Origin of the sequence: Siphonobacter sp. SORGH_AS_0500, from assembly GCF_002838835.1 — a bacterium.
Lineage (GTDB): Bacteria > Bacteroidota > Bacteroidia > Cytophagales > Spirosomataceae > Siphonobacter.
This window is the reverse complement of sequence record NZ_NHPP01000012.1, coordinates 80,652-102,639: the sequence shown is the minus strand read 5'-3', so window position 1 is coordinate 102,639 and position 21,988 is coordinate 80,652. Positions and strand designations below refer to the sequence as shown.

Genomic DNA, 21,988 nt, shown 5'->3' with positions numbered 1-21,988 from the left:
CTCTACATTCTTGAAATCGGCATCACAGCGGAAGCTACGCCCTGTTTGAGCTTACTCTTATTGCCCGTTTGAATAGGGTTACCAAACTGGTCTTTAATGAGGTTACCCTGAGCGTCTTTGAGCTGTTTGCCTTCATTTCCGAAATTGAAATAAAACTTCCCGTCGGGGCCAAACACAAACGTGTGCATGCCGTGATCGTGTTGCTCACCTTCAATACCCTGAAAAATGATGGTCTTTTTATCGGCTTTATCGTCGCCATCGGTGTCCTCAAATAACCAGACGTAAGGGCTTTGCGATACAATGGCTTTATTGCCCAGCACCAGAATTCCCAGCGGGGCATTTAATTCAGGTCCCTGATACCAGACTTTCTGAACATCCGCCTTTCCATCACCATTGGTGTCTTCCAGAATGATTATTCGGTCACCCTTGTCTGTGGTAGGATTCCCGTTAATAGCTGGGCGGTAATTATACGCTTCCGTAATCCAGACTCTTCCCCTTTCATCAATATCCATATTGGTAGGATTTTGAAGCATGGGTTCCGTCGCGAACGTTCTAACTTCCAGCTCATGCGAAGCTTTTAGCGTTTTTAACGCATTTTCGGGTAACCGTTTCTGTGCATCCGTCAGAACAGAATCCATCAATGCATTGATCGTTCGGGCAATCGGATGTTGCTGAGCTGCCGTCAGCGAAAGCATTAATCCGCCCACCGACAGCACCAGCCCCCAGCGAAGGGGATGAGAACTATTTCCTTTCATAGTATCAATAAGTGTTTAGAAGTCACCTAAGCTTTTATATATAATTCGAGGAATTATACCCTTTACTTACTGAAAATAATTCTGAATTATTAAATCCAGTGTTTACGCCGGAACCAGCCCAGAACGGCCACCGAAGAAAAGAGCATCATTGCCAGTGACAACCAGAAACCAAACGCATGACCAGTGGTCGGAATGGTATCAAAGTTCATCCCGAAAATACCCGCGATGAGCGTGGGCGGCATAAACACGATGGTTACTACCGTAAAGATTTTAATGATCTGGTTTTGTTCCAGATTGACTAGACCCATAAAGGTATTTTGCAGATATTCCAGTCGCTCAAAATTGAACGTCGAATATTCCAACAGGGAGCTAATATCCTTAAGAATCAGCCGTAAACGCTCACGATGTGAATCAGGGAAAAGGGAGCTTCGGTGAATGTTGGAAAGTACCCGCTGCTTATCAATAATGGTTTCCCGCAGCAACATCGTATTTTCCTGAAGCGTATTGATCCGAATCAGTAACTCCTGGCGGGGCTTCTGATCAGCAGTTAGTGATTTTGACAATAAAGACACATCCCGGGAGATTGATTCCAGCAAATCTGCATCCGTCTCAATCCGGGTTTCGAGTAAAAGGATCATGATGTCGGCTCCCGTCTGAAAGGTTTCATCACCCGTTACCTTCATCCGTTTCACAGTATCAGCGAAGGTCTTGGAATCCCCCCGACGGTACGTAAAAAGAACGCCGTTTCTTAAAATCATAGAAACGGGATAGGTGCGAAATCCTTCCGAGTCCAGACTCAGAAAGTTCGAGTTGGCATTCAGAGAATCGTTTTGCTCAAAGAATCGGGCAGAACTCTCAATTTCAACAATTTCCTGTGGGGTTTGAAAACTTACCATGTACTTGTTTTCTACCCACTCTTCTTCTTCCTGATTAGCCGACTGCAAGTCAATCCAGATCACATTTTGTAGGTGACCTAGTTCCTTTACATCGTTTTCTTTCCGAATCTGCTTCCCGTCTTTATAGTAAATTCTAACCACGTTGCTGCCTGTTATACTCGTTTGTTCTTCAAAACAAACAACTTGTCACGACAGAAACAACCCCCTACTGAGGCTTTACTATTTTCAAATGGTAAGCGACTCCGTTCTGAGGGCTCAGTTGAAGCTCAAAAAGTCGGTGAAATAGACCAGCTCAATGTCAAAAAGAAGATTACTGCCCTGACAAATGGCATCCGTAGAAATGGCAATACACGGATAATGATGAGGTTTAGGTAAGGGAAGCCATTCAGGAACCTGATGACCCGGCCAGGCTTTTTCGTAGGTCCCACTTAAAGCTAAAAGGTGTTTTAAATACTCTTCTTTGGTTTTGACGAGTTTTTTTTCATACTAATTTAATATAGGCGGATACCAGGATTAATAAAAAAGCCCAGCCCTTATGGGGCTGGGCCTTAGTTGCAAGAGTAGGTTAATTCAGCGAATTTTGTAATGTAACTGCTGGCATCTTTCGCGTCGAAACCAACAATGGGGGACATGATTAAAACTTTAACAAATAAATTCTACTTATAAATCCAATAATTACTATACTAGTAAATTAAAGAATATTTATAAGTAAAACTCGTTTGCTGAATCAATCTAAATACTTTATTAAAACTGACGGTTATTTAACTTTTACAAATTAATTAAACATTTTTTACAAAAACCAAGTTTAACTAATTATTCTATTTATCTAGGTGAGTTGTCATATCAAATATTTCACCGTCTCCCTACAACTATCACTAATAGACACCCTAAGAATTTCTACTTGCTAGAGTGACACAAAAAACGGCATTACAAACCCACAATTACAATTTTCAGCTATAGACTATGTATAGACAGGGTTATAATTCTGTATCACCTCTATCAATTCTGTAACCAATTATCTGTTACATTATGCCCTCACTTTTAAAAAAAATATTCAAACAAGTTCCAAAGGAGTATTTAAACGATTTTGAAAAACATCGTCAGTATTTAATTCGAAATAGAATTTATTTATTAACGTGGGCTGCTGCTGCTTATTTCATAGAACTAATTATTCTTAATTTTCTAGCTTATCATAACGGATCGACTTATGATGATGGAATAGATGGCTATCTTATTTATTCTCAGTTTCTAATTTTATTGTGTATTATTTCTGCTATTTATACCTTATCTAACTGGCCTAAAGATGGTCAATTATTAGCAGGTAAAACACGATATGTTTATTACTTTAATCTAATCATTACCTGTTCTTACTTGTTTATTCGATCCTTGTTGGTTTATCAAGCCCGGCAAAGTATTGTCTTTTACATTGTATCGCTCATCACCTGTCAGGTTATTTTCTTTACTGACTGGAAGCCCCGCCTGATCATTTCACTGATAGGTGTTACTTCTATGGTGCTGATGGTTCACTCCATTCCGCTGGATAATTCCGGGGAACAGATCATTCGGATGTTTGAATGCACAGGGATGACGGTTATGCTTTTCATTGCCTCCACGCATTTTTATAACATCGAAGTGCAATCTTTTTTGCACTTGCATGTCATTAATCAGCAGAATTCAAAACTGAGTACTTATACCAAGTTACTGGAAAAGGAGAAAGAACAGCGGGAAGAAGAACTGGAACAACGCAGTCGAGAGTTGACGAGTTATACCCTTCAGGAAGTAAAGTCCAGCCGTTTTCTGGAGGAAATCCGACAAACGATTTTACAGGAAAAAGCAGGTGACGTTCGAAAAATACCTCAACTGATTACGAATCATCTGCACGGTGAAGCCAAATGGAGTTACTTCAAGGATGTGTTTGAAAACGTACATCCCGATTTTTTCAATCGAATTACTGCTCAGTTTCCATCGTTAAATCCGAATGATATTCGTCTGATGGCTTTACTGAAAATGAATCTTAGTACCAAAGAAATTGCGGATATTCTGGGCATTTCTCCACAGAGTGCAAATACAGCCCGGTATCGACTCCGAAAAAGGTTAAACCTGAAACCTGAAGATGAGCTGGAGACACTGATCAGAAATCTATAACTAAAAAGACGTTGCTGCCACAACGTCCTCCATTCCCTAGCGACTTAGCTCCCAACGCCACATGATTCCATCCTGGGCGTGTTCTACTTCTCCTATTTTCTTAAAGCCCACTTTCGTGAGCACTTTCGTCGAAGAGTTTTCTTCGGTCAGGGTGTGGGCTACGATGAGATGAACTTCAGGAAAAGTAAAGGCATAGTCCACCAGGGCATTGGCTGTTTCGGTAGCTAAACCTTTCTCACGGTGGCTTGCTTTAATTTCATACCCAATTTCCACTTCTCCTTTTTCGTTGGGCTGGCCTTTATAGCCGCAGCTACCAATGAGCAGGTTATCCGGGCGATAAACAATGAGATGGCCTCCCCACTTTTCCAGCGAAGGGTCTTTTTTCACCTGCTGATAAAACTGAGCAAACGCCGAAGCATTTTCCGTCCAGCGACGGGGCACGTTGGCTCCTATGACTTGACTTAATACGTTATTTCCAGCCAGAACGGCCTCCCAAAGATTTAGATCACAGGGCAATAGTCGAAGACGGGAAGTTTCTATCATGCAGAATTTTCAGTACGAGTGGGGTGAATATAAAAAAAAGCGGGAAAGAGCTCTTTCCCGCTTCCGAATGACTCTAAATAACTTAATCCGTAAAAGGTACGAAATCACGGAAAGTACGTTGCAAACTCCGGTCCTGCTGTTCAGCATTCTTAGGCTTGTTACGATCCTGCCAGCCTGCGTCAAGCTCCAGAGCAATCAAATCGTTTACTTTCATGGATGCTTCGAAATCATCCAGATCTTTAGCAAATGTCTGCCCATTCTGGCCCCGACGGGCGGATTTCAGGTTGTACTTCCGGGCAAAAATGTCACCCTTGGTTTGAAGTTCGTTTCGCTTTACAATAATCTTGTTTAATTGATCCACTAAGGGGCTGATCGAACGGCCAATTACTTCAGTAGCTTCCAACGTGCCTACAGTCGCAGTTGCGGTTCCACCTACGGTAGGTATGATTCTTCTGGCATTCACAGCAGAAGCCCCGTCTCCGTTGATTGTCAACGGAGTAATGGCTGTGCCTGCCCCAATACCTGCGTTCATTACCGAGCGATTTTTTTACCCGATTTAGCTCTTCTGTATAGACGGCTTAACTCCTCCTGCTTTTCACTTAACTGAGCAATCAACTCCCAGGCCCGAATTAGGGAGGTGCGATACTGCGTATAAAGCTGAATATCCTTTTCCCGCTCATTTACCGCGTTTTCTACAGTTACGTGAATGCGTTTCTCATCTCGCTTCTGACTTTTATCGATCACGAAAAAAGTAAGGTTAAAGCCCAGCGTGTCCAACGGATCTTTTACGAAATCGTAATCGGGCCGCCAGATAAATTCGTACTGTGTATTGGTATTTTTCTTTAAGGCTTCTTTGGGGATCGAGCGGTTATCTGACACAAAGGAGAACTCCTGAATATCCTGGTCACCATTAGGATCGGTCAGATACAATGCCAGGTTCAGCGTAGTGTTTTCCCGTAGCCTGATGTTCTGTGAATTGGGAACGACGGACACCACTGGCGGTAAGTCCATCTGCGTGACGTCTATCTTTAAACGTCCTTTAGTCCGGGCTTTCGTAGGCTGATCTTCCACGTAAAACTCAACGTACAAAGGTGACGTTTTTAGTTTGTTAAACTGGGTTTGAGAAGGTTTCCAGCTAAACTCACCCTGAGCAGATAAACGGGCTCCTTCGGGTAACTGATCCGTGATAGGAATAAAAACCAAGGGATCGTGATCCGGGTCGCGAACTTCGTTAGGGTCAATCTGATACGTATTCTGAACGTTGAATTGTACGTAGAAAGGCTTCAATTCTCCCACCAGTGGGGGACGGTTCACGTGTAATACTCTAAACTCTACGCTTCGGCGAGCTTCTTCTCCTCTATCGTTACTAACTTCAAAAAGCACCGAAAAACCTTTATTCCCCTGAATCCGGTCTACCAGATCGTAACCTGGGGTCCAGTTAAAATAGCCCAGCGAATCGAGCGTCATTCCTTCCAGTTGACCTTCGGGAATATTGAAATGCACCCGCGTACTGTCCTGGTTAGGTTTGATCTGAATTTTGAATGTAAATGGCTTCCCTTCTTCCAGTACATTCCAGTTTGGAGTGCTGGGAAATATGATTTTCATTCCTGTTTGTCCGGGTACTGATGATTGAGCCTGGCTTACAGCAGACCAGCAAACTGCTACCACAAATAGGACGAAAGAAAGTCTTGTCTTGAAATGCCTTTTCATTGCGGTTATATCATGGCTAAGGTTTATTCCCTCTTGGTACGAACAAAAATGCCATTTATTGCTAATAGAGCGTATTTAGTACTAAAAAGAGGAAACGAGCGTGGCAAAAATAGGAAATTCTGAGTTAGAATAATCGGAAGCCGAAATTGGATTTTTTAAAAATTACGTTCTTAGCAGCTAAATGGTTTACCAGCGACAAAAAAGAATGAGTGATTTTCCAGTAATTGGAGTCCCACTCATTCTTTCAGGTACTATGTATCAGGCTAGTAGATTTGGCAATTAGATTGCTTTTACAATCTCCACAAAATCACGTGATTTCAGCGAAGCTCCTCCTACCAGACCACCGTCTACGTCAGGGCTGGCAAAGATCTCAGCGGCATTGGCAGCATTCACACTTCCACCGTACTGAATGGTAGTGTTATCAGCTACTTCCTGACCATATTTTCCAGCGATGTGGCTACGAAGAGCCGCATGCATATCCTGAGCCTGCTGAGCAGAAGCCGTCAGTCCCGTTCCAATCGCCCAGATAGGTTCGTAAGCGATAACAATCTGGCCAAACTGTTCCGCCGAAAGGTGAAATAAAGCGTTCGTTAACTGAGTCTGAACGATAGCGATGTAATCTTCATTCTGACGTTGTTCGAGCGATTCGCCGCAACAGAAGATGGGCTTTAGACCATTTTCCAGGGAAATATTTACTTTTTCAGCAAGAATTTCATCCGTTTCTCCAAAGTACTGACGACGCTCACTGTGACCCAGAATGACGTAAGGGATACCCACAGACTTCAGCATAGACGCCGAAATTTCGCCCGTATAAGCTCCAGAAGATTTCTGATGGCAGTTCTGAGCTCCAATGGAAACACGGCCCGTGGCGTACTGCTGCAAGGTAGATAAATACAGTGAAGGCACGCAAAGAACTACTTCTACGTCACTGGTTACTTCATCGGCAATCATATTAACCACTTCCGAAGTCAGAGCTACTGCTTCGTCAGCTGTTTTGTTCATTTTCCAGTTACCTGCAACAATTTTTTTTCTCATGCTTGAAAAAATATAAAAATCAGAAGAATATTTTTAATTAATCAAATAGTGCCTTTCTGATTCAGGAAAAGCCTTTTTTGGTTATTTATTCAGGCGACGAAAGTAAGGAAAATCCCTGAAAGTGCCGAAATGATCCTCATCATCAAAGCATACCCTCTTGATTATGAGCAAAAAAGCTTCTAAATTAAAGGCAGTTCTGTACTAAATCACGAAGCAATGAAATATGCTCTACCACTCGCACTTTGGTTCGGGCTGGTAATCGGTCTGTCAGAGCTCTGCCAAGCTCAGGAACGATTTGGCCTGCATCTTCAGGGACGTCACAAAACAACCCGAATTCCCTTCGAACTTCACTCTAATCTCATCATTGTCCCCATGAAGGTCAATGATTCTGATACGCTACGCTTCATCCTCGATTCCGGCGTTTCTACCATCCTGATCACTGATCCCAAAGTTCCCGCCGTCCGGCATATGAAACCCGTGCGGAGAGTGCACATTTCCGGGGCCGGTGAAGGGTCCGACCTATCGGCTACAGTCATGGTAGGCAACCGCATTCAAATGGGTTACATGAAAGGCTTCAACCAGAATATTGTAGTACTGGATCATGATATTCTTCAAATTTCGGAATACGTAGGCATACCCGTTCACGGCATCTTTGGCTACGAGCTATTCAATCAATTTGTGGTTACCATTGATTTTTCCCGCAAGGAGTTAATCCTTGAAGAACCCAGCCATTACCGCTATAAAGCGAAAAAAGGCGATCAGTTTCCCATTACCATCGAAGACGCCAAGCCTTACCTCAACGCCGTCGCTCTGGTCGATAAGAAGCGAACTGTTCCCATCAAAGTCGTGATTGATACCGGAGCGGGCCACGCCCTTTCGCTGGATGTCAATTCCCGCAATCAGATTCCTTTACCTAACAAGGTCATTCGCACGCAGTTGGGCCGAGGACTGAATGGCGTTATTAACGGCAGCCTCGGCCGAGTAGAGAAAATTCAGATTGGTCATCTGGAACTGAATAACATCATCGCCTCCTTTCCCGATAGCCTGGCCTACGGCATGAAGCTCTCCAAGACCGTTGATCGTCAGGGAAATATCGGTTGCGAATTACTCCGGCGATTCAAAGTAACTTTCAATTACCCGCAACGATACATCGTTCTGAAACCCGTGCGTCGAAGAATTCGGGAAGCTTTTGAGCATAACATGAGCGGCATAGACATCGTAGCCAGAGGTTCGCATTTTGATGAATTCATGATTGAACGCGTTGAGCTGAATTCTCCTGCTTCACTGGCGGGGCTTCAGGCTGGAGATCAGCTCATTAGCGTCGATGGCGAGTTTTGCCGATCCATTACCATGTCTGATTTATATAAAATTTTCCAGCGGGGTGAAGGCAAAGAAATCATTATGGCTATCCGTAGGAAAGGCGAACTCCTGGTTACTACTTTAACCTTAAAACGAATTATCTGAGCATTTCTCCTTAATTAACGTATATACTAAAGGGTTCAAACATAGGTTAACCTTCTTGTATAAATCGCTTTATGGTTTAACAAATTAATAATTTCATTAGCCCCTTTTCGTAAATTTCTTAACCTGGAAAAAGGCTAGGCATTAATTTTTATGCCTATTTTTGGTTTAACACAAGTCAACCAAACGCCGCCACGTTTATGAAACTACGTTATCTTCTTCCCTCGATCATCTTCTTGCTATTAAGCTCTCAGGTTCAGGCCTCTATCGATCCTCCCGGTAAATTCTCTTTTGGCGTACTCGGTGGTACACTGGGATACGGCGGAGAGTTTGGTTACCGCTACAGCGATGACTCACACTGGCAATTTCGCCTGGGTTATACGCACATCGGTTACAAGAAGCCCTTTAACGTTGAGATCAACAAAGATACCAAGGCTCAGTTTTCACCTTTGGTACGCATGAACCTGGCTCAAATCAAGGCCGATTACCACCCTTCCCTGCATAGTTCTTTCCGCATAACGGGCGGTATCGCTTACCAGATTAATCCCAGATACAGCGTTTTAGGGAGCTCCGAAACGGGTTTAGTTATTGATGATGTCAATATTAACCCGGAAGACTTAGGTCAGGTAGAAATTCGCTTGAAGTGGTGGAAGTTAACCCCTCACCTCGGCATTGGGGTAGGCCGGGCCGTTCCCCGCAAACGCGTAGGTGCTGGTTTTGAATTGGGCTGTTATTACCTCGGAAGTCCTAAAATTGATTTCTGGACGAATGGCTTACTTGACGAAACAACCATCCCCGATCAGATTCCCAAAATTGAGCATAACATGCGTAATTACAGTTTCTTACCCTATTTGCTCGTTTCATTACGCGTTCGTTTAGGCGATTAGATTTTATATACTTTTAAAAAATGGCCGATGATGAATCGGCCATTTTTGTTACTACTGCTGGGGCCATTCAAGTTATTACCTAAAGTTTTCCGACAAAATCGGGGCTTTGCTTTAGTTTTGCCTTTCAAATTTACCTTAGCTATTCATTATGTCATTTCGAATTGGTCACGGTTACGACGTTCATCAACTGGAAGAAAACCGACCTTTCTGGTTAGGTGGAATTCTGATTCCTCACACACACGGAGCTAAAGGACATTCAGACGCTGACGTGGTTTGTCATGTCATTTGCGATGCCCTGCTCGGAGCCGCCAACCTGCGTAACATTGGTTACCACTTTTCGGATAAAGATCCGCAGTGGAAAGGCGTTGATTCCAAAGTACTGTTAAGCCGGGTGCTGGAAATGATCCGTGAAAAGGGGTATGAGGTGGGTAACATTGACGTTACTGTCGTGCTTCAGGAGCCTAAGCTTAATCCTCACATCCCAACCATGAAGGAGGTATTAGCGAAGGTGATGAACATCTCAGAAGAAGATTTATCCATCAAAGCGACTACTTCCGAGCATTTGGGTTTTGTGGGCAAGAAAGAAGGAATTGCCGCTCACGCCGTTGCCTTAATTGAGCGAAAATAATAAACAATTGAGATGAAAATTACGTAGCGACGCAACGCATCTCGTCGAGGCTCTACATGTACCTCTAAAGAAAGACCCTACCTTCGCCTATGCATTTTCAGGAGACACAAGCCGTGATTGTGACTCCTGAAAAATGCTAACAAAAAAATGCCCCAAAGCAGTTACACACTACTTTGAGGCACTCGATTTTCGTCAGCCGCTTTCCTATTCGTAACTCACACGACCAATAATACTTCGGCCCAGTGTAATTTCATCGGCATATTCCAAATCACCACCAATAGGAATACCCCGGGCGATGGTGGTAATCTTCACGGCATATTGACGCAAGCGTTTCGTTAAATAAAACGACGTAGTATCGCCCTGCATCGTGGGGCTTAAAGCCAGAATTACTTCCCGAATTTCATTTTTCGGATCAGCCACTCGCTCCATTAAAGATTCAATCTGCAATTCAGCGGGTCCAACGCCCTCGAGTGGGTTAATCAAACCACCCAGTACGTGATATACCCCGCGAAACTGAGCTGTATTTTCAATGGCCAGTACATCGCGGGTATCCTCCACCACGCAAATCAACTGGGCATCCCGACGGGGGTTGGCACAAATCTGGCACAAATCTTCATCAGCAATGGTATGACACTGTCGGCAATAACGCGTCTGCGTACGCATACTAACCAGAGCATCTGCTAGTTGAGATGTTTGCTGTTCTTCGCGTTTGAGCAAATGTAAAGCCAGACGGAGAGCTGTTTTTTTCCGATTCCCGGAAGTTTACTAATCTCTTCGACGGCGTCTTCAATAAGTTTGGATGGATAATTCAAGAGAAATGCTGGCTAGTTGAATGGCCTGAACTAGTCAAATTCCCGTGGGGAAGTACCCCGAAATTTGCTTCCTGACCGGCCCATTCTTACTGTTGATTTTGTTAAACCACTTCGGCACTAATGCCCCGGTTACAAATGGCATTACGCATGGGAGCCAATTCCTCAAAGGCTCCTTTTTTCACTGAACATTTTCCTTTGAAATGAATCAGTATCGTACATTGTTCGGCTTGCTCGGGCGAATGACCGCAGACATCAATGAGGGTATCAATCACCCAGTCAAACGTGTTGACATCGTCATTGAAGACCATCAGATCATGTTCCTGAGTATCTTCCACTTCTTCCAGAACATCTACGCCTTCTTCTTCCCAAGGTTTCGGTAAGGTGTTCATCCACATGGCTATTTCCAGTAAATCAGTTACTTAATGAGAACAAATTTAACCTTTATAACCCGCATCCCCAACCGAAGGTTCATAGAAGTTTTAGATTCTTAGTTAAATAAAAACAATTGATGAAAAACGAAATTCGTGAGCTTGCCAACCGCTTCTTTACTCGACTCTACCTAAGCCTTTTACACGGCCTAATTGCCGTTCTTGAGCCTTTCCCAAAACTTCAATTTTGCCGTTCTCCTATCGCTTTTGCAAATATTTGGTCATATTTAAGGCTTATTTACGTTAGATACCTCTATTACTCGTCCCTGTTTCATTCATGAATGCTTACCTGGCTCTTGCTATTCTCCTGGGTTATTTTGCAGTGCTGGTGGCCGTTTCGTTCTATACTTCCCGCGGAGCCGACACACACACGTTTTTTACCGCCAACAAACAATCGCCCTGGTATCTGGTGGCGTTTGGAATGATTGGCACTTCGCTTTCCGGGGTTACCTTCATTTCCGTTCCGGGGAATGTGAGTACCTCCCAATTCACGTATTTTCAGGTCATCCTGGGTTATCTGGTGGGTTACTTCGTCATCGCCACGGTACTCATGCCCATGTATTACCGGCTGAACCTGATCTCGATTTATACCTATCTGGACAAAAGGTTTGGGTTCTGGTCGTATAAAACCGGGGCGGGCTTTTTCCTGCTTTCCCGAACGGTGGGTTCGGCGGGACGGATGTTTATTGCCGTGCAGGTATTGCAACTGGCCATTTTTGATCGTTTCGGTATTCCTTTTGAGGGAACGGTCGTTTTCGCCATTCTCCTCATCTGGATTTATACCTTCAAAGGCGGTGTTAAAACCATCATCATTACGGATACGCTCCAGACCTTTTTTCTGGTCACTGCTGTTTTCCTCACCGTTTTCCTGATTGCCAAACAGTTAAATCTGGATTTTGGCTCGCTCTGGACGACCGTTCAATCCAAGAGTTACTCTAAAGTTTTTGTGTGGGACTGGGCTCCCAAGAATAACTTCTTCAAAGATTTCGTTTCTGGAGCTTTCATTGCCATCGTAATGACGGGATTGGATCAGGATTTGATGCAGAAAAACCTCACGTGCAAGAATATCGGAGAAGCTCAGAAAAACATCCTCTGGTTTTGCGTCGTGCTGGTAATCGTGAACTTTGCGTTTCTGAATCTGGGAGCATTATTACTGGTCTATTCTGAACAAATGGGTATTGCCATTCCGGCCAAATCAGATGATCTATATCCGATGCTGGCATTGGGTAATCACTTCGGACCTATTGCAGCCATTACATTCCTGTTGGGCATTACCGCTGCTACCTACGCCAGCTCCGACTCCGCCCTGACGGCCCTTACTACTTCGTTCTGCATTGATTTCCTGAATATTGAGAATTACCCCGAAAAACAACGTCAACGCATCAAGACCTGGGTTCACCTGATGTTTTCGTTTCTATTCCTGCTGGTGATTATTCTCTTCAAACAGCTCAACAGCCAATCTATGATTCGGACGATTTTTGACCTGGCTGGTTATACGTACGGGCCTTTGCTGGGTTTGTATACGTTCGGGCTTTACACCAAATGGTCCGTGAAAGATCGTTATGTGCCTTTTGTCTGTCTGATCTCCCCCCTGGTCACGTACATTTTGGTGGATCATTCGCAGGAGTGGTTCCATTATACCTTCGGTTTCGAAAAGCTATTGTTAAACGGACTGCTTACTTTCGGCGGATTATTATTACTTAAAAAGCCCGAACGCGAATTATCTTTCTAAACATTACTCTGCTAAATCTGAGTAAAAACGCTATTTCTCTATCATTTGAAGGGAAGTAGCGTTTTTTGTTGGAATATACCTTGCTTAAAATTTGTTTTTCAAAGACTTACGTTCGTTCATTATATCCAAACTGTATAGTATCTTTAAACCCAAATTTTAAGTATTCACTCCCCCAAAATCATACTATATGCCTTTTTTTACTTATCTAAGATCACTTAGATTAGGGATATGGGCTACTCTCCTGTGGACTAGTAGCCTTTACGCACAAACTCCCACTGACGGAATCATGATGGGTAAAACCCTGATTTGTAACGTTGCCAGTTATTCCAACAGTCAATGGGATCAGTATTGGGAAGGCACGCTTAAACGCCGCAATGCCAACCTTGGCACCTTTACTGGTCAGAACGTCATGCTGATGAGTGCGTACGGGCTCACCAAAAATCTCAACGTTATGGCCGGATTACCCTACATCTGGAATAAGTCCGACGGGGGTCACTTTTCTCGTCAGGAAGGTATTCAGGATCTTTCGCTGTGGTTAAAATACCGGCCTTTAAAAGCAGAAACTTCCATCGGCACTTTTGGCTTACTGGCCACGGGCGGCATCTCTATTCCGATGAACACCTATATCCCTGACATGTTGCCTTACTCGATTGGTCTTCGTTCGAAAACGGCGTCAATCAAAGGTATTTTTCATTACAAAATCAAAGGCATTTACCTGACCGCTCACGGAGGGTACATTCGCCGCAGTAATATCCAAATTGACCGCGATTCTTATCAGGCGGGTGGCAAAGTGTATGATACCCATGAAGTGGCCGTGCCAGATGTGGTAGATGCTTCGGCTCGTTTAGGTTACATAAACAAATACGTTCAGGTAGAAGGCTTTATCGAGAACATGACTAGTCAGAGCGGCGATGATATTCGTCGGCAGGACATGCCCTTTCCTACCAACCGCATGAATCAGACTTCGCTGGGTGGTATGGCCAAGGTTCATTTATACCTGAAAAACGGGACGTTCTTTTCGCTCTTCGGTCAGTATGGTCAGGTAACGGCAGGACGAAACGTAGGTCAGGCCCGAATGTATACCGTGGGTATTCAGCATACGTTTAGTGTGACAGGTCAAAAAATCATTATGTAAGCCCTTATGACTCTCCTAACCATGCCTTATAAATTTCTACGATTGTTAACCCTGGCCGGATCGGTACTTTTTCTGGCTAGTTGCGATAAAAGCGTTGACCAGCCTACGCTGGAAGTGTATGAGCCTGCCGGGCTCGACGAAAATGGGGGCCAGTGGAAAACCATTGTGCTGAGCTCTACCGACGAGGTAACCGTTTCTGCTCCACAAGCCCTCGAATCATCCAGCTATAAAGCTGAACTTCAGTCCTTAAAAGATTTAAAAATTACGCCTGAACAACAAAAAACGGTTGATTTCTGGGCTGTTGGTGGCGTTTATCGCTGGAACGAAATAGCCCGGACGCTGGCAGCTAATTATAACCTCCCACCGGTATACGACGAAATTCAGAAGAAATATCCCGTCCCCGATCCCGCGAACCCAAAGGCCGAACCTAAATTTCCCTTTTGTAACCCTCCGTATGCTTCCCGGATGTTTGCCTATCTGGGCGTAGCCCAGTACGACGCTTTGGTAGCGGCCTGGAAGTATAAATACCAATACAGTCGCCTGGCTCCTTCGAAAGTAGATGCCAGTATTACTGCTACTTTACCCGTCAGCAGTTTACCTTCCTATCCTTCCGAAGATGCGGTGGTGGCGGCGGCTTCGCTGGAAATTTTGAAGGTGATGTTCCCCGGTGAAGTGGATAAACTCAATGCTTATTACGAAGCCCACCGTAACAGCCGGATCTGGGGCAAAGCCAATGTTCAGAGCGACCTGGATGCGGGTGAAGCTTTAGGAAAAGCCATAGCTGCCAAGGTAATCGCCCGAGCCAAAACCGATGGTATGGGAGCAGCCAATAATCAGTCGGCGGTTCCGGCTATGATCTCTGCTGCCAAAGCTCGTGGATTGAAAACAGAATGGGTAAGTCTGGATGCACCAGCCCGGCCACCGATGTTGCCCACCTTTGGTAATGTAAAAACCTGGAATTTCAACGAAACTCAAAAAGTAGCCATGCGGCCCAGCCCGCCGCCAGCTTTGGGATCGGCAGGTTTTGAAAAAGACCTTCAGGAGCTACGTGGGATGGGCAAAACCCTGACCCGCGAGCAACACCGCATCGCTTCCTACTGGTCAGACGGCGTGGGCAGTTTCACCCCTCCCGGACACTGGAATCGCGAAGCCGCTAACCTGACTCGCAAGTATAAAGAAAATGAATTACGGGCTGCCCGTACCATGGCTTTGGTAGGCACTTCATTAATGGATGCCGGTATTGCCTGCTGGGATACGAAGTTTTATTATTACACGCCACGGCCCTTTCAGGTTGACCATGCGGTGCGTTCAACGATTGGCACACCAAACTTTCCCAGCTTCACTTCTGGTCATTCAACGTTCTCGGGAGCAGCATCTACCGTTTTAGCCTACCTATTCCCGAACGAAGCGGATGCCATGATGGTTCTAGCCAATGAAGCCTCTATCTCCCGGATTTATGGCTGTATTCACTACCGCTCGGATTCGGAAGTAGGATTAACACATGGAAATGCCATCGGTCAGTACGCCATTAAGCGAGCTCAGAGTGACGGAGCCGGGCGTTAAGTCACTGATTACTTTTCATTACCCTTGCTCACTATGAAGATTTTATTTTATGCTGGATTAGTCGGTCTGGTATTATTTGAGTTAATGCACATTTATTTCATTATGCCGCTGCCCGGCAGTCAGGAAATGCCACACTTGGAAGTGGCTTATTTTCTTAACCGCTGGCAGTGGTCCTTTCGCGTTGGGGCTGCATTATTAATTTTAATCGGTGTTATCCCAACGTTTACGGCTTACGGTAAAAAATGGATCCCTATCCTTTCTATGCTTATTACTGCCGTACTCGTTTCATTGATTCATTATAAATTGGACGCGGCAGAACTCTTTCATGAGCCGGATATGGTTCAGTTAGCCCCCGCCTCTGGTAATCACGTCGATCCTAAACATTTAGTTCTCGGCGTGGTGATGGGTAAGGAAGCCCGGGCTTACCCTATTCCGTTTCTCGCCTATCACCATCAGGTTCGGGATACTGTTGCCGGAACGCCCATCCTGGTTACCTATTGCTCCGTTTGTCGAACGGGACGTGTGTTTAGTTCGCTCGTGGATGGTCAGCCTGAAACGTTCCGGCTGGTAGGAATGGATCATTACAATGCTCTTTTTGAAGATACCCATACGCATAGCTGGTGGCGACAAGCCAACGGGGAAGCCGTGATTGGTTCATTAACCGGAACGCATTTACCCGAAGTGGTAAGCCAGCAGGCAACCCTGAGCGAATGGTTAACGCTACATCCCAACAGTCTGATTTTCCAGGGTGATCCTGCGTATGCAGCTCAGTATGAAACGGATTTCAAGTACGAAGAAGGCACGAAGACGGATGAGCTAACAGGAACCGATCATCAATCCTGGCACGATAAATCCTGGGTAGTGGGTATTGACGCAGGTCAGGCTTCGAAGGCTTACGACTGGAACCGTCTGAAAAATCAGCATGTGATTAATGATGTCGTGGGTAACGTTCCCGTCTTGCTCGTGCTGGCTAAAGATAATGCCAGCTTTTTCGCCTATCAGCGACCCGACGTGAATACCACTTATCACCTCGAAAAGGATTCACTTATTACTACGGGCCATGCCTATGATCTGGCGGGACGTTCGTCTTCGGGACGATTGCGACCTCTGCTGGCTTCTCAGGAATTCTGGCATAGCTGGCGAACGTTTCATCCCAAAACCGAGAGGTATTAACTTTTCTGACGGCTGAGAATTTAGAATCTTCAGCCGTTTTTTCACCTTATCCCCAGAACACCCTTGAAAAATTTTACTTCATTTTTCCTCATTCTATGGTTTTTCCCCTGCTTTGCTTTCACTCAAACCCTTATTCAGGGACGGGTTCAGCAAACGAATGGAGAGGGCTTGCCCGGTACGGTTATTCGGGTCAGCGGAAAAACGCTGGAAAGTGATGCGGCGGGAAATTTCCAAATCGAATTACCCGCCGGGCGGCATACTTTTCGGGCTTCTCATATTGGTTTCCAGACCTTTCGGCAGCTCATTACCGTTCAGAAAAGTCCTTCGCAAAAACTGATCATTACCCTAAATGAATTCATTGAAAATCTACAGGAAGTATCCATACGGGAAGGGGCCGACCGTTCTGTAAAACCCATGGCGGATGTGCAGGGCACGTATCTGCTTTCAGGCAAACGCTCGGAGGTCATTTCGTTAAATCAGGTGGATGCCAATATTCCCGAAAAAAACGTCCGCCAGGTCTTTGCCAAAATTCCGGGTGCCTTTGCATATGATATGGATGGTTCGGGAAACCAGATTAACCTGGCCACCCGGGGTCTTGATCCGCACCGGGGTTGGGAATATAACATTCGCACCAACGGCGTTCTGACCAATTCGGATTTATACGGCTATCCAGCCAGTCACTTTTCATTACCCCTCGAAGCTGTCGAACGGATTGAATTGGTACGTGGAAACGCTTCCCTGCAATACGGGGCTCAGTTTGGCGGCATGTTGAACTACGTGCTGAAAGGGCCCGATTCAAGCCGGGCAGTTGCTTACGAAACCATCAACAGCATTGGTTCTTTCGGTTTACAAAGCACCTTCCATCGCCTCAGCGGAACCGTAGGAAAGCTGAGTTACAACGCCTATTACCACCGCCGGACTTCGGATGGGTATCGTAAAAATGGAAATTCTATTGCTGAAGGACAGTTTGTAAGTCTGAATTATGCCTTCCGTTCTAACCTCGTTCTACGGGCTGAGTTAGGCCGGTCGTATTACCAGTATCACATTCCTGGTCCGCTGACGGATGCTCAGTTTGCTCAGGACCCGCGTCAATCCACTCGTTCCCGCAACTACTTTAGTCCTGATATTTATTTACCTTCCTTACGGCTCGACTGGACTATTTCTCCCCGAACAACTCTCCAGGCTACGGCTTCGGCTGTATTGGGTCAGCGAAACAGTGTAACCTTCGAAGGTTTTGCTACTCGGCTAGATACCATCAGTCGCGTAACGGGTCAATATGCTAATCGTCAGGTAGACCGCGATCAGTTTCATAGTTATACCTTCGAAACACGAATGCTGCATCGGTATCAAATTCAGCGTGTGTCCGCTACTTTCATTGGCGGCGTGCAGTTAATTAATAACGATCTTCATCGTCGTCAGTTAGGCCGAGGTACCACGGGCACTGATTACGACCTGAGCATTACTGGTGATTATGGACGCGACATGCACTACAAAACGCAGAACATAGCATTTTTTGCGGAAAACCTTTTTCAGATAACCCCTCAGTTCAGTCTTACGCCCGGCATTCGAGTAGAAACTGGGGTTACGAATCTTTCTGGACGACTGGCTTACACAGATGCTTCAGCCATTCCGCCCAAATTGAGTCATCGTTTTCCTCTGTTAAGTATAAATGGTCAGTACCGCCTGAACAAAAGTGTGAATCTGTATGGTGGCTGGGCCCAGGCGTATCGTCCAGCGGTTTTCAAGGACATTATTCCCGGTTCCATTCTTGAAAGAGCCAACCCTAATACTTCCGACGCTCGTGGTTCTAATGCTGAGATGGGGATTCGTGGAAAAGAATTCGATGATCGCCTCACTTTTGATATTACCGCTTTTGATCTACTCTATCGGAACCGTCTGGGCAGTCAGATTATTACCGAAGGAGCGAAGTCCTTTATCTATAAAACCAACATTGGAGATAGCCGCACTCGCGGGATTGAAGCCTACGCAGAATACGCGTTCATCCAGCGTCCCCGCACCCGCGTTTCAGTATTTACTTCTACATCCTACATGGATGGCCGTTATATCAAGGGTTTCGTTTCGAACGGAGCTGAGAATATTAATATCAGCGGCAACCGTATTGAATCCGTTCCTCGATGGATCAGTCGGAATGGCCTGCAAGTGAGTCATCAGGGCTTTTCAACCACTCTGCAATACAGCTACGTATCCAAAACCTATGCCGATCCTTTAAATACGGTAAAACCATCGGCAACGGGTGGCGTAGGCCTGGTTCCTGTGTATGGATTGATCGACTGGTATGCTACCTATCGCCTTAATAGAAGCCTGACGATTCGGGGTGGAATTAGTAACCTCACTAATAAAAGTTACTTTACCAAACGTCCAACCATGTACCCCGGACCGGGCATCTGGTCATCAGATGGTCGTAGTGTACAGCTAACGGTTGGATTAAAAATCTAAAATTAACCAGCCTTCTTAATAAGGTGGCACGAATACTTCTACTTTTATTGCAAAAGAATTTCCGTGCCATCTTTTTATTTTCGGCTAGTTACTATGCATTCCTTAGAGCATTGGGCAGGTCAGCAACGGGTATTAATTACCCGGGTAAGTCCTGAAGTAGACGGCGGACGTTTTGCCGTCAAAGCGATTGTAAATGATCCTGTTTCTGTTCAGGTGGATTTATTAGTAGACGGTTTTGATCTGCCTTCGGGTTACCTGCTCTTCCGACACGAATCCGAAACGGAATGGCAGCGTGTTTCTTTACAGTCGCTGGGAAATGATCGATACGAAGCCACGTTTTACCCCCAGCAAATCGGACTCTATTCGTATACTTTCGAGGCCTGGGTAAATCATTTTCTAACCTGGCAACGAAACATTACCCGACACGCACGCGATTTTCAGCCCGTCGAAGATGAATTGAAAATAGGAATTCATTACCTGAAACGCATTTTAGCTCAGGCTTCCCCCGAAGATCACTACCTCATTCAGGAAGCCATTGGATTATTCCAAAATCCCGATCGGCATCAGGAAGCAGTTACCAAAGCTCTGAGTCAGCAAATGACGCAGTGGATTGAGAATTATCCCCTTATCGATCACGTCAGCACATATGCTCAACCCTTCCCTTTATCTGTAAGTCGGGAAAAAGCCGTTTTTTCTACCTGGTATTCACTTTTTCCCCGCTCCACTTCTACCGACCCTTTAAAATCAGGGACCTTCCAAACCACCATTGAGGTATTACCTAGAATTGCTTCAATGGGATTTGACGTATTACACCTGCCACCGATTCATCCCATTGGTCGTCATTTTCGGAGAGGAAAAAATGATACAGCTCCTGCCCAAAGTACGGACCCGGGTGTTCCTTATGCCGTAGGAAACGAGCAGGGAGGCCACGACAGCATTGCCCTTGAACTAGGCACGCTGGCTGATTTTAAGGCCTTAATCAGAGCAGCCCAGCAGCAGGGTATTGAAATTGCTATGGACTTAGCCATTCAATGCTCGCCCGATCATCCCTGGGTTAAGCAACATCCCGACTGGTTCATTGCTTTGGATAACGGTACTTTTCAAACTGCCGAAAATCCACCGCATAAATACGAAGACAGCTATTGTCTGAATTTTGAAACCGATGATTGGCAGAATCTATGGAAAGCTATTCGCGACCTGGTTTTCCAATGGGCCGAATGGGGCGTTCGCATTATTCGGGCCGATCAGCCCCACGGTAAACCTTTTGCTTTCTGGGAATGGTTGATTACAGAAACGAAACAAACCCATCCTGACCTGATTTACCTGGCCGAAGCTTTTACCAGTCCGGCCAAAATGCAGGAATTATCAAAACTGGGCTTTGATCAGAGTTATACCTATTTCATCTGGAGAAATCATAAATCAGAATTAACCGATTATCTGAAAGAGTTGACCGAAACCAACGTCAGGCATTATTTACGCCCCAATTTCTGGCCTAATACGCATGATATTAACCCATACAGCTTGCAAACAGGTCTGGAGCCCATTTTCCTGACTCGTTATTTTCTGGCTGCCACTTTGTCTTCCAACTGCGGCATTTTCGGGCCCAGTTTTGAACATATGGTTCACGAAGCCTATCCGGGTCGGGAAGAATACCTAAATTCTGAAAAATATGCAATCAGACATTGGGACTGGACGCTCGAAAACAAACTAACGCTTTTCATCCGACTACTGAACCGTATTCGCCGGGAAAATTCAGCTTTGCAACGAACGAACAATCTAAGCTTCGTTCCCATTACCAACGATGCGTTACTAGCTTATCTGAAAACTCATCCGAATGGGAATCGCATCTTATGCGTTGTAAATCTGGACCCGCACCATCGGCAATCGGCGGGAATCCAGGTTCCGCTCTCCTTAATCGGAAAACAGGCAGATCAACCCTTCACCGTTCATGACTTATTAACGGATAACCGCTGGCAATGGCAGGGTGAATGGAATTACATTGAGCTCGACCCCACTATTTTACCCATGCATCTCTTTCGAATTGAAGATTAGTTCTGAAGAGACGTATAGCGTAGTAACGGATGCCGCTTGTTCTTGCAATGCATTTTGCTTTTAACCTGAGCTCTACATTCAGCTTCTGCGACCATCAGATGTAGAGCCATGCATTTGTCTCGAAGTAGCTGATAGCTAGACAATCCTGAGCCGGAAGCGGATGAGCAAAGAAGCGATAAAAAACAGCCCTAAGTAAAAGATTACTTAAGGAGTATTTCTTAGAAAAGTACAATTAACAATTTAAGAAAACAGGGTTGGATAGAAAGATCAAAAAATCTTTTCTGAAAAAATTTTATATTTTTTTTATTATCACAAATCATTAATAGTCAGATGTTTATAAAATTATTAAACGATAAGTAAAAAAAAATTTCGTTTCCCTAGGTTACATTTTGCCTTCCCGATTGATATAGGTGTGAATTCGGGACATAAAACTTAATAAAATGAAAAAAATTGCACGCCTTTCTGTATACAGCTTGTTGCTGTCAGTTAGTCTTTTCTCGTTTACTTCATGCCAGCGTGAAGAAGAAATCACTCCTACAAAGCCCAAGTCAGGAGTCGTGCAAGATGCCTCTGAAA

The 21,988-nt window shown here is 44.9% G+C and carries 17 protein-coding genes and 1 pseudogene; 10 read left to right on the top strand and 8 right to left on the bottom strand.

Annotated elements, in window-relative coordinates:
* Positions 1 to 2: 2 nt before the first annotated feature.
* Together BWI96_RS22950 and corA are read right to left on the bottom strand one after the other, a co-directional pair.
* Positions 3 to 755: a PVC-type heme-binding CxxCH protein gene (locus tag BWI96_RS22950; protein WP_255400699.1), complete on the bottom strand. Its 753-nt coding sequence runs from the start codon at positions 753 to 755 to the stop codon at positions 3 to 5.
* An 89-nt stretch (positions 756 to 844) separates the two neighbouring features.
* Positions 845 to 1,792: a magnesium/cobalt transporter CorA gene (corA, locus tag BWI96_RS15065; RefSeq protein WP_106637383.1), complete on the bottom strand. Its 948-nt coding sequence runs from the start codon at positions 1,790 to 1,792 to the stop codon at positions 845 to 847.
* A 1,230-nt stretch (positions 1,793 to 3,022) separates the two neighbouring features.
* Here corA and BWI96_RS15055 point away from each other — a divergent pair.
* Positions 3,023 to 3,796 carry a hypothetical protein gene (locus BWI96_RS15055; RefSeq protein ID WP_157830383.1) on the top strand — a complete coding sequence of 258 codons (774 nt, stop codon included), beginning with the start codon at positions 3,023 to 3,025 and terminating at the stop codon, positions 3,794 to 3,796.
* A 36-nt stretch (positions 3,797 to 3,832) separates the two neighbouring features.
* Here BWI96_RS15055 and BWI96_RS15050 read toward each other — a convergent pair whose 3' ends face one another.
* The 4 genes from BWI96_RS15050 to tpiA form a co-directional block, all read right to left on the bottom strand.
* A complete protein-coding gene (locus tag BWI96_RS15050) occupies positions 3,833 to 4,339 on the bottom strand; it encodes a GNAT family N-acetyltransferase (protein WP_106637380.1) in 507 nt (168 codons plus the stop codon).
* Positions 4,340 to 4,421: 82 nt separating this feature from the next.
* Positions 4,422 to 4,871, bottom strand: coding sequence for a hypothetical protein (locus BWI96_RS22495; protein ID WP_232793748.1), 450 nt, complete (start codon positions 4,869 to 4,871; stop codon positions 4,422 to 4,424).
* Positions 4,871 to 5,944: a hypothetical protein gene (locus tag BWI96_RS22490; RefSeq protein ID WP_232793747.1), complete on the bottom strand. Its 1,074-nt coding sequence runs from the start codon at positions 5,942 to 5,944 to the stop codon at positions 4,871 to 4,873. The genes BWI96_RS22495 and BWI96_RS22490 overlap by 1 nt, the downstream gene beginning before the upstream one ends.
* A gap of 384 nt (positions 5,945 to 6,328) precedes the next feature.
* Positions 6,329 to 7,084, bottom strand: coding sequence for a triose-phosphate isomerase (gene tpiA / locus BWI96_RS15040; protein ID WP_106637379.1), 756 nt, complete (start codon positions 7,082 to 7,084; stop codon positions 6,329 to 6,331).
* A 216-nt stretch (positions 7,085 to 7,300) separates the two neighbouring features.
* On the opposite strand from tpiA, the gene BWI96_RS15035 reads away from it, so the two are divergent.
* From BWI96_RS15035 to ispF, 3 genes are all read left to right on the top strand, one after another.
* Positions 7,301 to 8,548, top strand: coding sequence for an aspartyl protease family protein (locus tag BWI96_RS15035; RefSeq protein WP_106637378.1), 1,248 nt, complete (start codon positions 7,301 to 7,303; stop codon positions 8,546 to 8,548).
* Between the two features lie 197 nt (positions 8,549 to 8,745).
* Positions 8,746 to 9,432: a hypothetical protein gene (locus tag BWI96_RS15030; RefSeq protein WP_106637377.1), complete on the top strand. Its 687-nt coding sequence runs from the start codon at positions 8,746 to 8,748 to the stop codon at positions 9,430 to 9,432.
* A 148-nt stretch (positions 9,433 to 9,580) separates the two neighbouring features.
* Positions 9,581 to 10,060, top strand: a complete 480-nt coding sequence (ispF, locus tag BWI96_RS15025; RefSeq protein WP_106637376.1) for a 2-C-methyl-D-erythritol 2,4-cyclodiphosphate synthase — start codon at positions 9,581 to 9,583, stop codon at positions 10,058 to 10,060.
* A 204-nt stretch (positions 10,061 to 10,264) separates the two neighbouring features.
* Here the strand turns inward: ispF and recR are convergent.
* Positions 10,265 to 10,872: pseudogene (gene recR, locus BWI96_RS15020) on the bottom strand (recombination mediator RecR).
* Positions 10,873 to 10,973: 101 nt separating this feature from the next.
* The gene (locus BWI96_RS15015) at positions 10,974 to 11,267 is read right to left on the bottom strand and encodes an ATP-dependent Clp protease adaptor ClpS (RefSeq protein ID WP_369804180.1); all 294 of its coding nucleotides are present in this window, start codon (positions 11,265 to 11,267) and stop codon (positions 10,974 to 10,976) included.
* A 310-nt stretch (positions 11,268 to 11,577) separates the two neighbouring features.
* On the opposite strand from BWI96_RS15015, the gene BWI96_RS15010 reads away from it, so the two are divergent.
* The 6 genes from BWI96_RS15010 (at position 11,578) to BWI96_RS14985 (ending at position 21,412) form a co-directional block, all read left to right on the top strand.
* Entirely contained in the window at positions 11,578 to 13,032 is a 1,455-nt protein-coding gene (locus BWI96_RS15010) for a sodium:solute symporter (RefSeq protein ID WP_106637374.1), read from the top strand.
* Positions 13,033 to 13,318: 286 nt separating this feature from the next.
* Entirely contained in the window at positions 13,319 to 14,167 is an 849-nt protein-coding gene (locus tag BWI96_RS15005) for a hypothetical protein (RefSeq protein WP_106637373.1), read from the top strand.
* A gap of 21 nt (positions 14,168 to 14,188) precedes the next feature.
* Complete coding sequence (locus BWI96_RS15000) at positions 14,189 to 15,730, top strand: phosphatase PAP2 family protein (RefSeq protein WP_232793746.1); 1,542 nt, start codon at positions 14,189 to 14,191, stop codon at positions 15,728 to 15,730.
* Between the two features lie 33 nt (positions 15,731 to 15,763).
* Complete coding sequence (locus BWI96_RS14995) at positions 15,764 to 16,903, top strand: DUF3179 domain-containing (seleno)protein (RefSeq protein WP_106637371.1); 1,140 nt, start codon at positions 15,764 to 15,766, stop codon at positions 16,901 to 16,903.
* Between the two features lie 63 nt (positions 16,904 to 16,966).
* Positions 16,967 to 19,360 carry a TonB-dependent receptor domain-containing protein gene (locus BWI96_RS14990; RefSeq protein ID WP_106637370.1) on the top strand — a complete coding sequence of 798 codons (2,394 nt, stop codon included), beginning with the start codon at positions 16,967 to 16,969 and terminating at the stop codon, positions 19,358 to 19,360.
* 93 nt (positions 19,361 to 19,453) lie between these two features.
* Entirely contained in the window at positions 19,454 to 21,412 is a 1,959-nt protein-coding gene (locus BWI96_RS14985; RefSeq protein WP_106637369.1) for a maltotransferase domain-containing protein, read from the top strand.
* Positions 21,413 to 21,988: the final 576 nt, after the last annotated feature.

Coding starts and splice junctions, on each gene's coding strand:
- BWI96_RS22490 (WP_232793747.1), bottom strand. CDS start 5,944: ATGAAAATCATATTTCCCAGCACTCCAAACTGGAATGTACTGGAAGAA.
- BWI96_RS15015 (WP_369804180.1), bottom strand. CDS start 11,267: ATGTGGATGAACACCTTACCGAAACCTTGGGAAGAAGAAGGCGTAGAT.
- BWI96_RS15030 (WP_106637377.1), top strand. CDS start 8,746: ATGAAACTACGTTATCTTCTTCCCTCGATCATCTTCTTGCTATTAAGC.
- BWI96_RS15000 (WP_232793746.1), top strand. CDS start 14,189: ATGCCTTATAAATTTCTACGATTGTTAACCCTGGCCGGATCGGTACTT.
- BWI96_RS14985 (WP_106637369.1), top strand. CDS start 19,454: ATGCATTCCTTAGAGCATTGGGCAGGTCAGCAACGGGTATTAATTACC.
- BWI96_RS15005 (WP_106637373.1), top strand. CDS start 13,319: ATGATGGGTAAAACCCTGATTTGTAACGTTGCCAGTTATTCCAACAGT.
- BWI96_RS14995 (WP_106637371.1), top strand. CDS start 15,764: ATGAAGATTTTATTTTATGCTGGATTAGTCGGTCTGGTATTATTTGAG.
- tpiA (WP_106637379.1), bottom strand. CDS start 7,084: ATGAGAAAAAAAATTGTTGCAGGTAACTGGAAAATGAACAAAACAGCT.
- BWI96_RS22950 (WP_255400699.1), bottom strand. CDS start 755: ATGAAAGGAAATAGTTCTCATCCCCTTCGCTGGGGGCTGGTGCTGTCG.
- BWI96_RS15050 (WP_106637380.1), bottom strand. CDS start 4,339: ATGATAGAAACTTCCCGTCTTCGACTATTGCCCTGTGATCTAAATCTT.
- BWI96_RS22495 (WP_232793748.1), bottom strand. CDS start 4,871: ATGAACGCAGGTATTGGGGCAGGCACAGCCATTACTCCGTTGACAATC.
- BWI96_RS15035 (WP_106637378.1), top strand. CDS start 7,301: ATGAAATATGCTCTACCACTCGCACTTTGGTTCGGGCTGGTAATCGGT.
- ispF (WP_106637376.1), top strand. CDS start 9,581: ATGTCATTTCGAATTGGTCACGGTTACGACGTTCATCAACTGGAAGAA.
- BWI96_RS15010 (WP_106637374.1), top strand. CDS start 11,578: ATGAATGCTTACCTGGCTCTTGCTATTCTCCTGGGTTATTTTGCAGTG.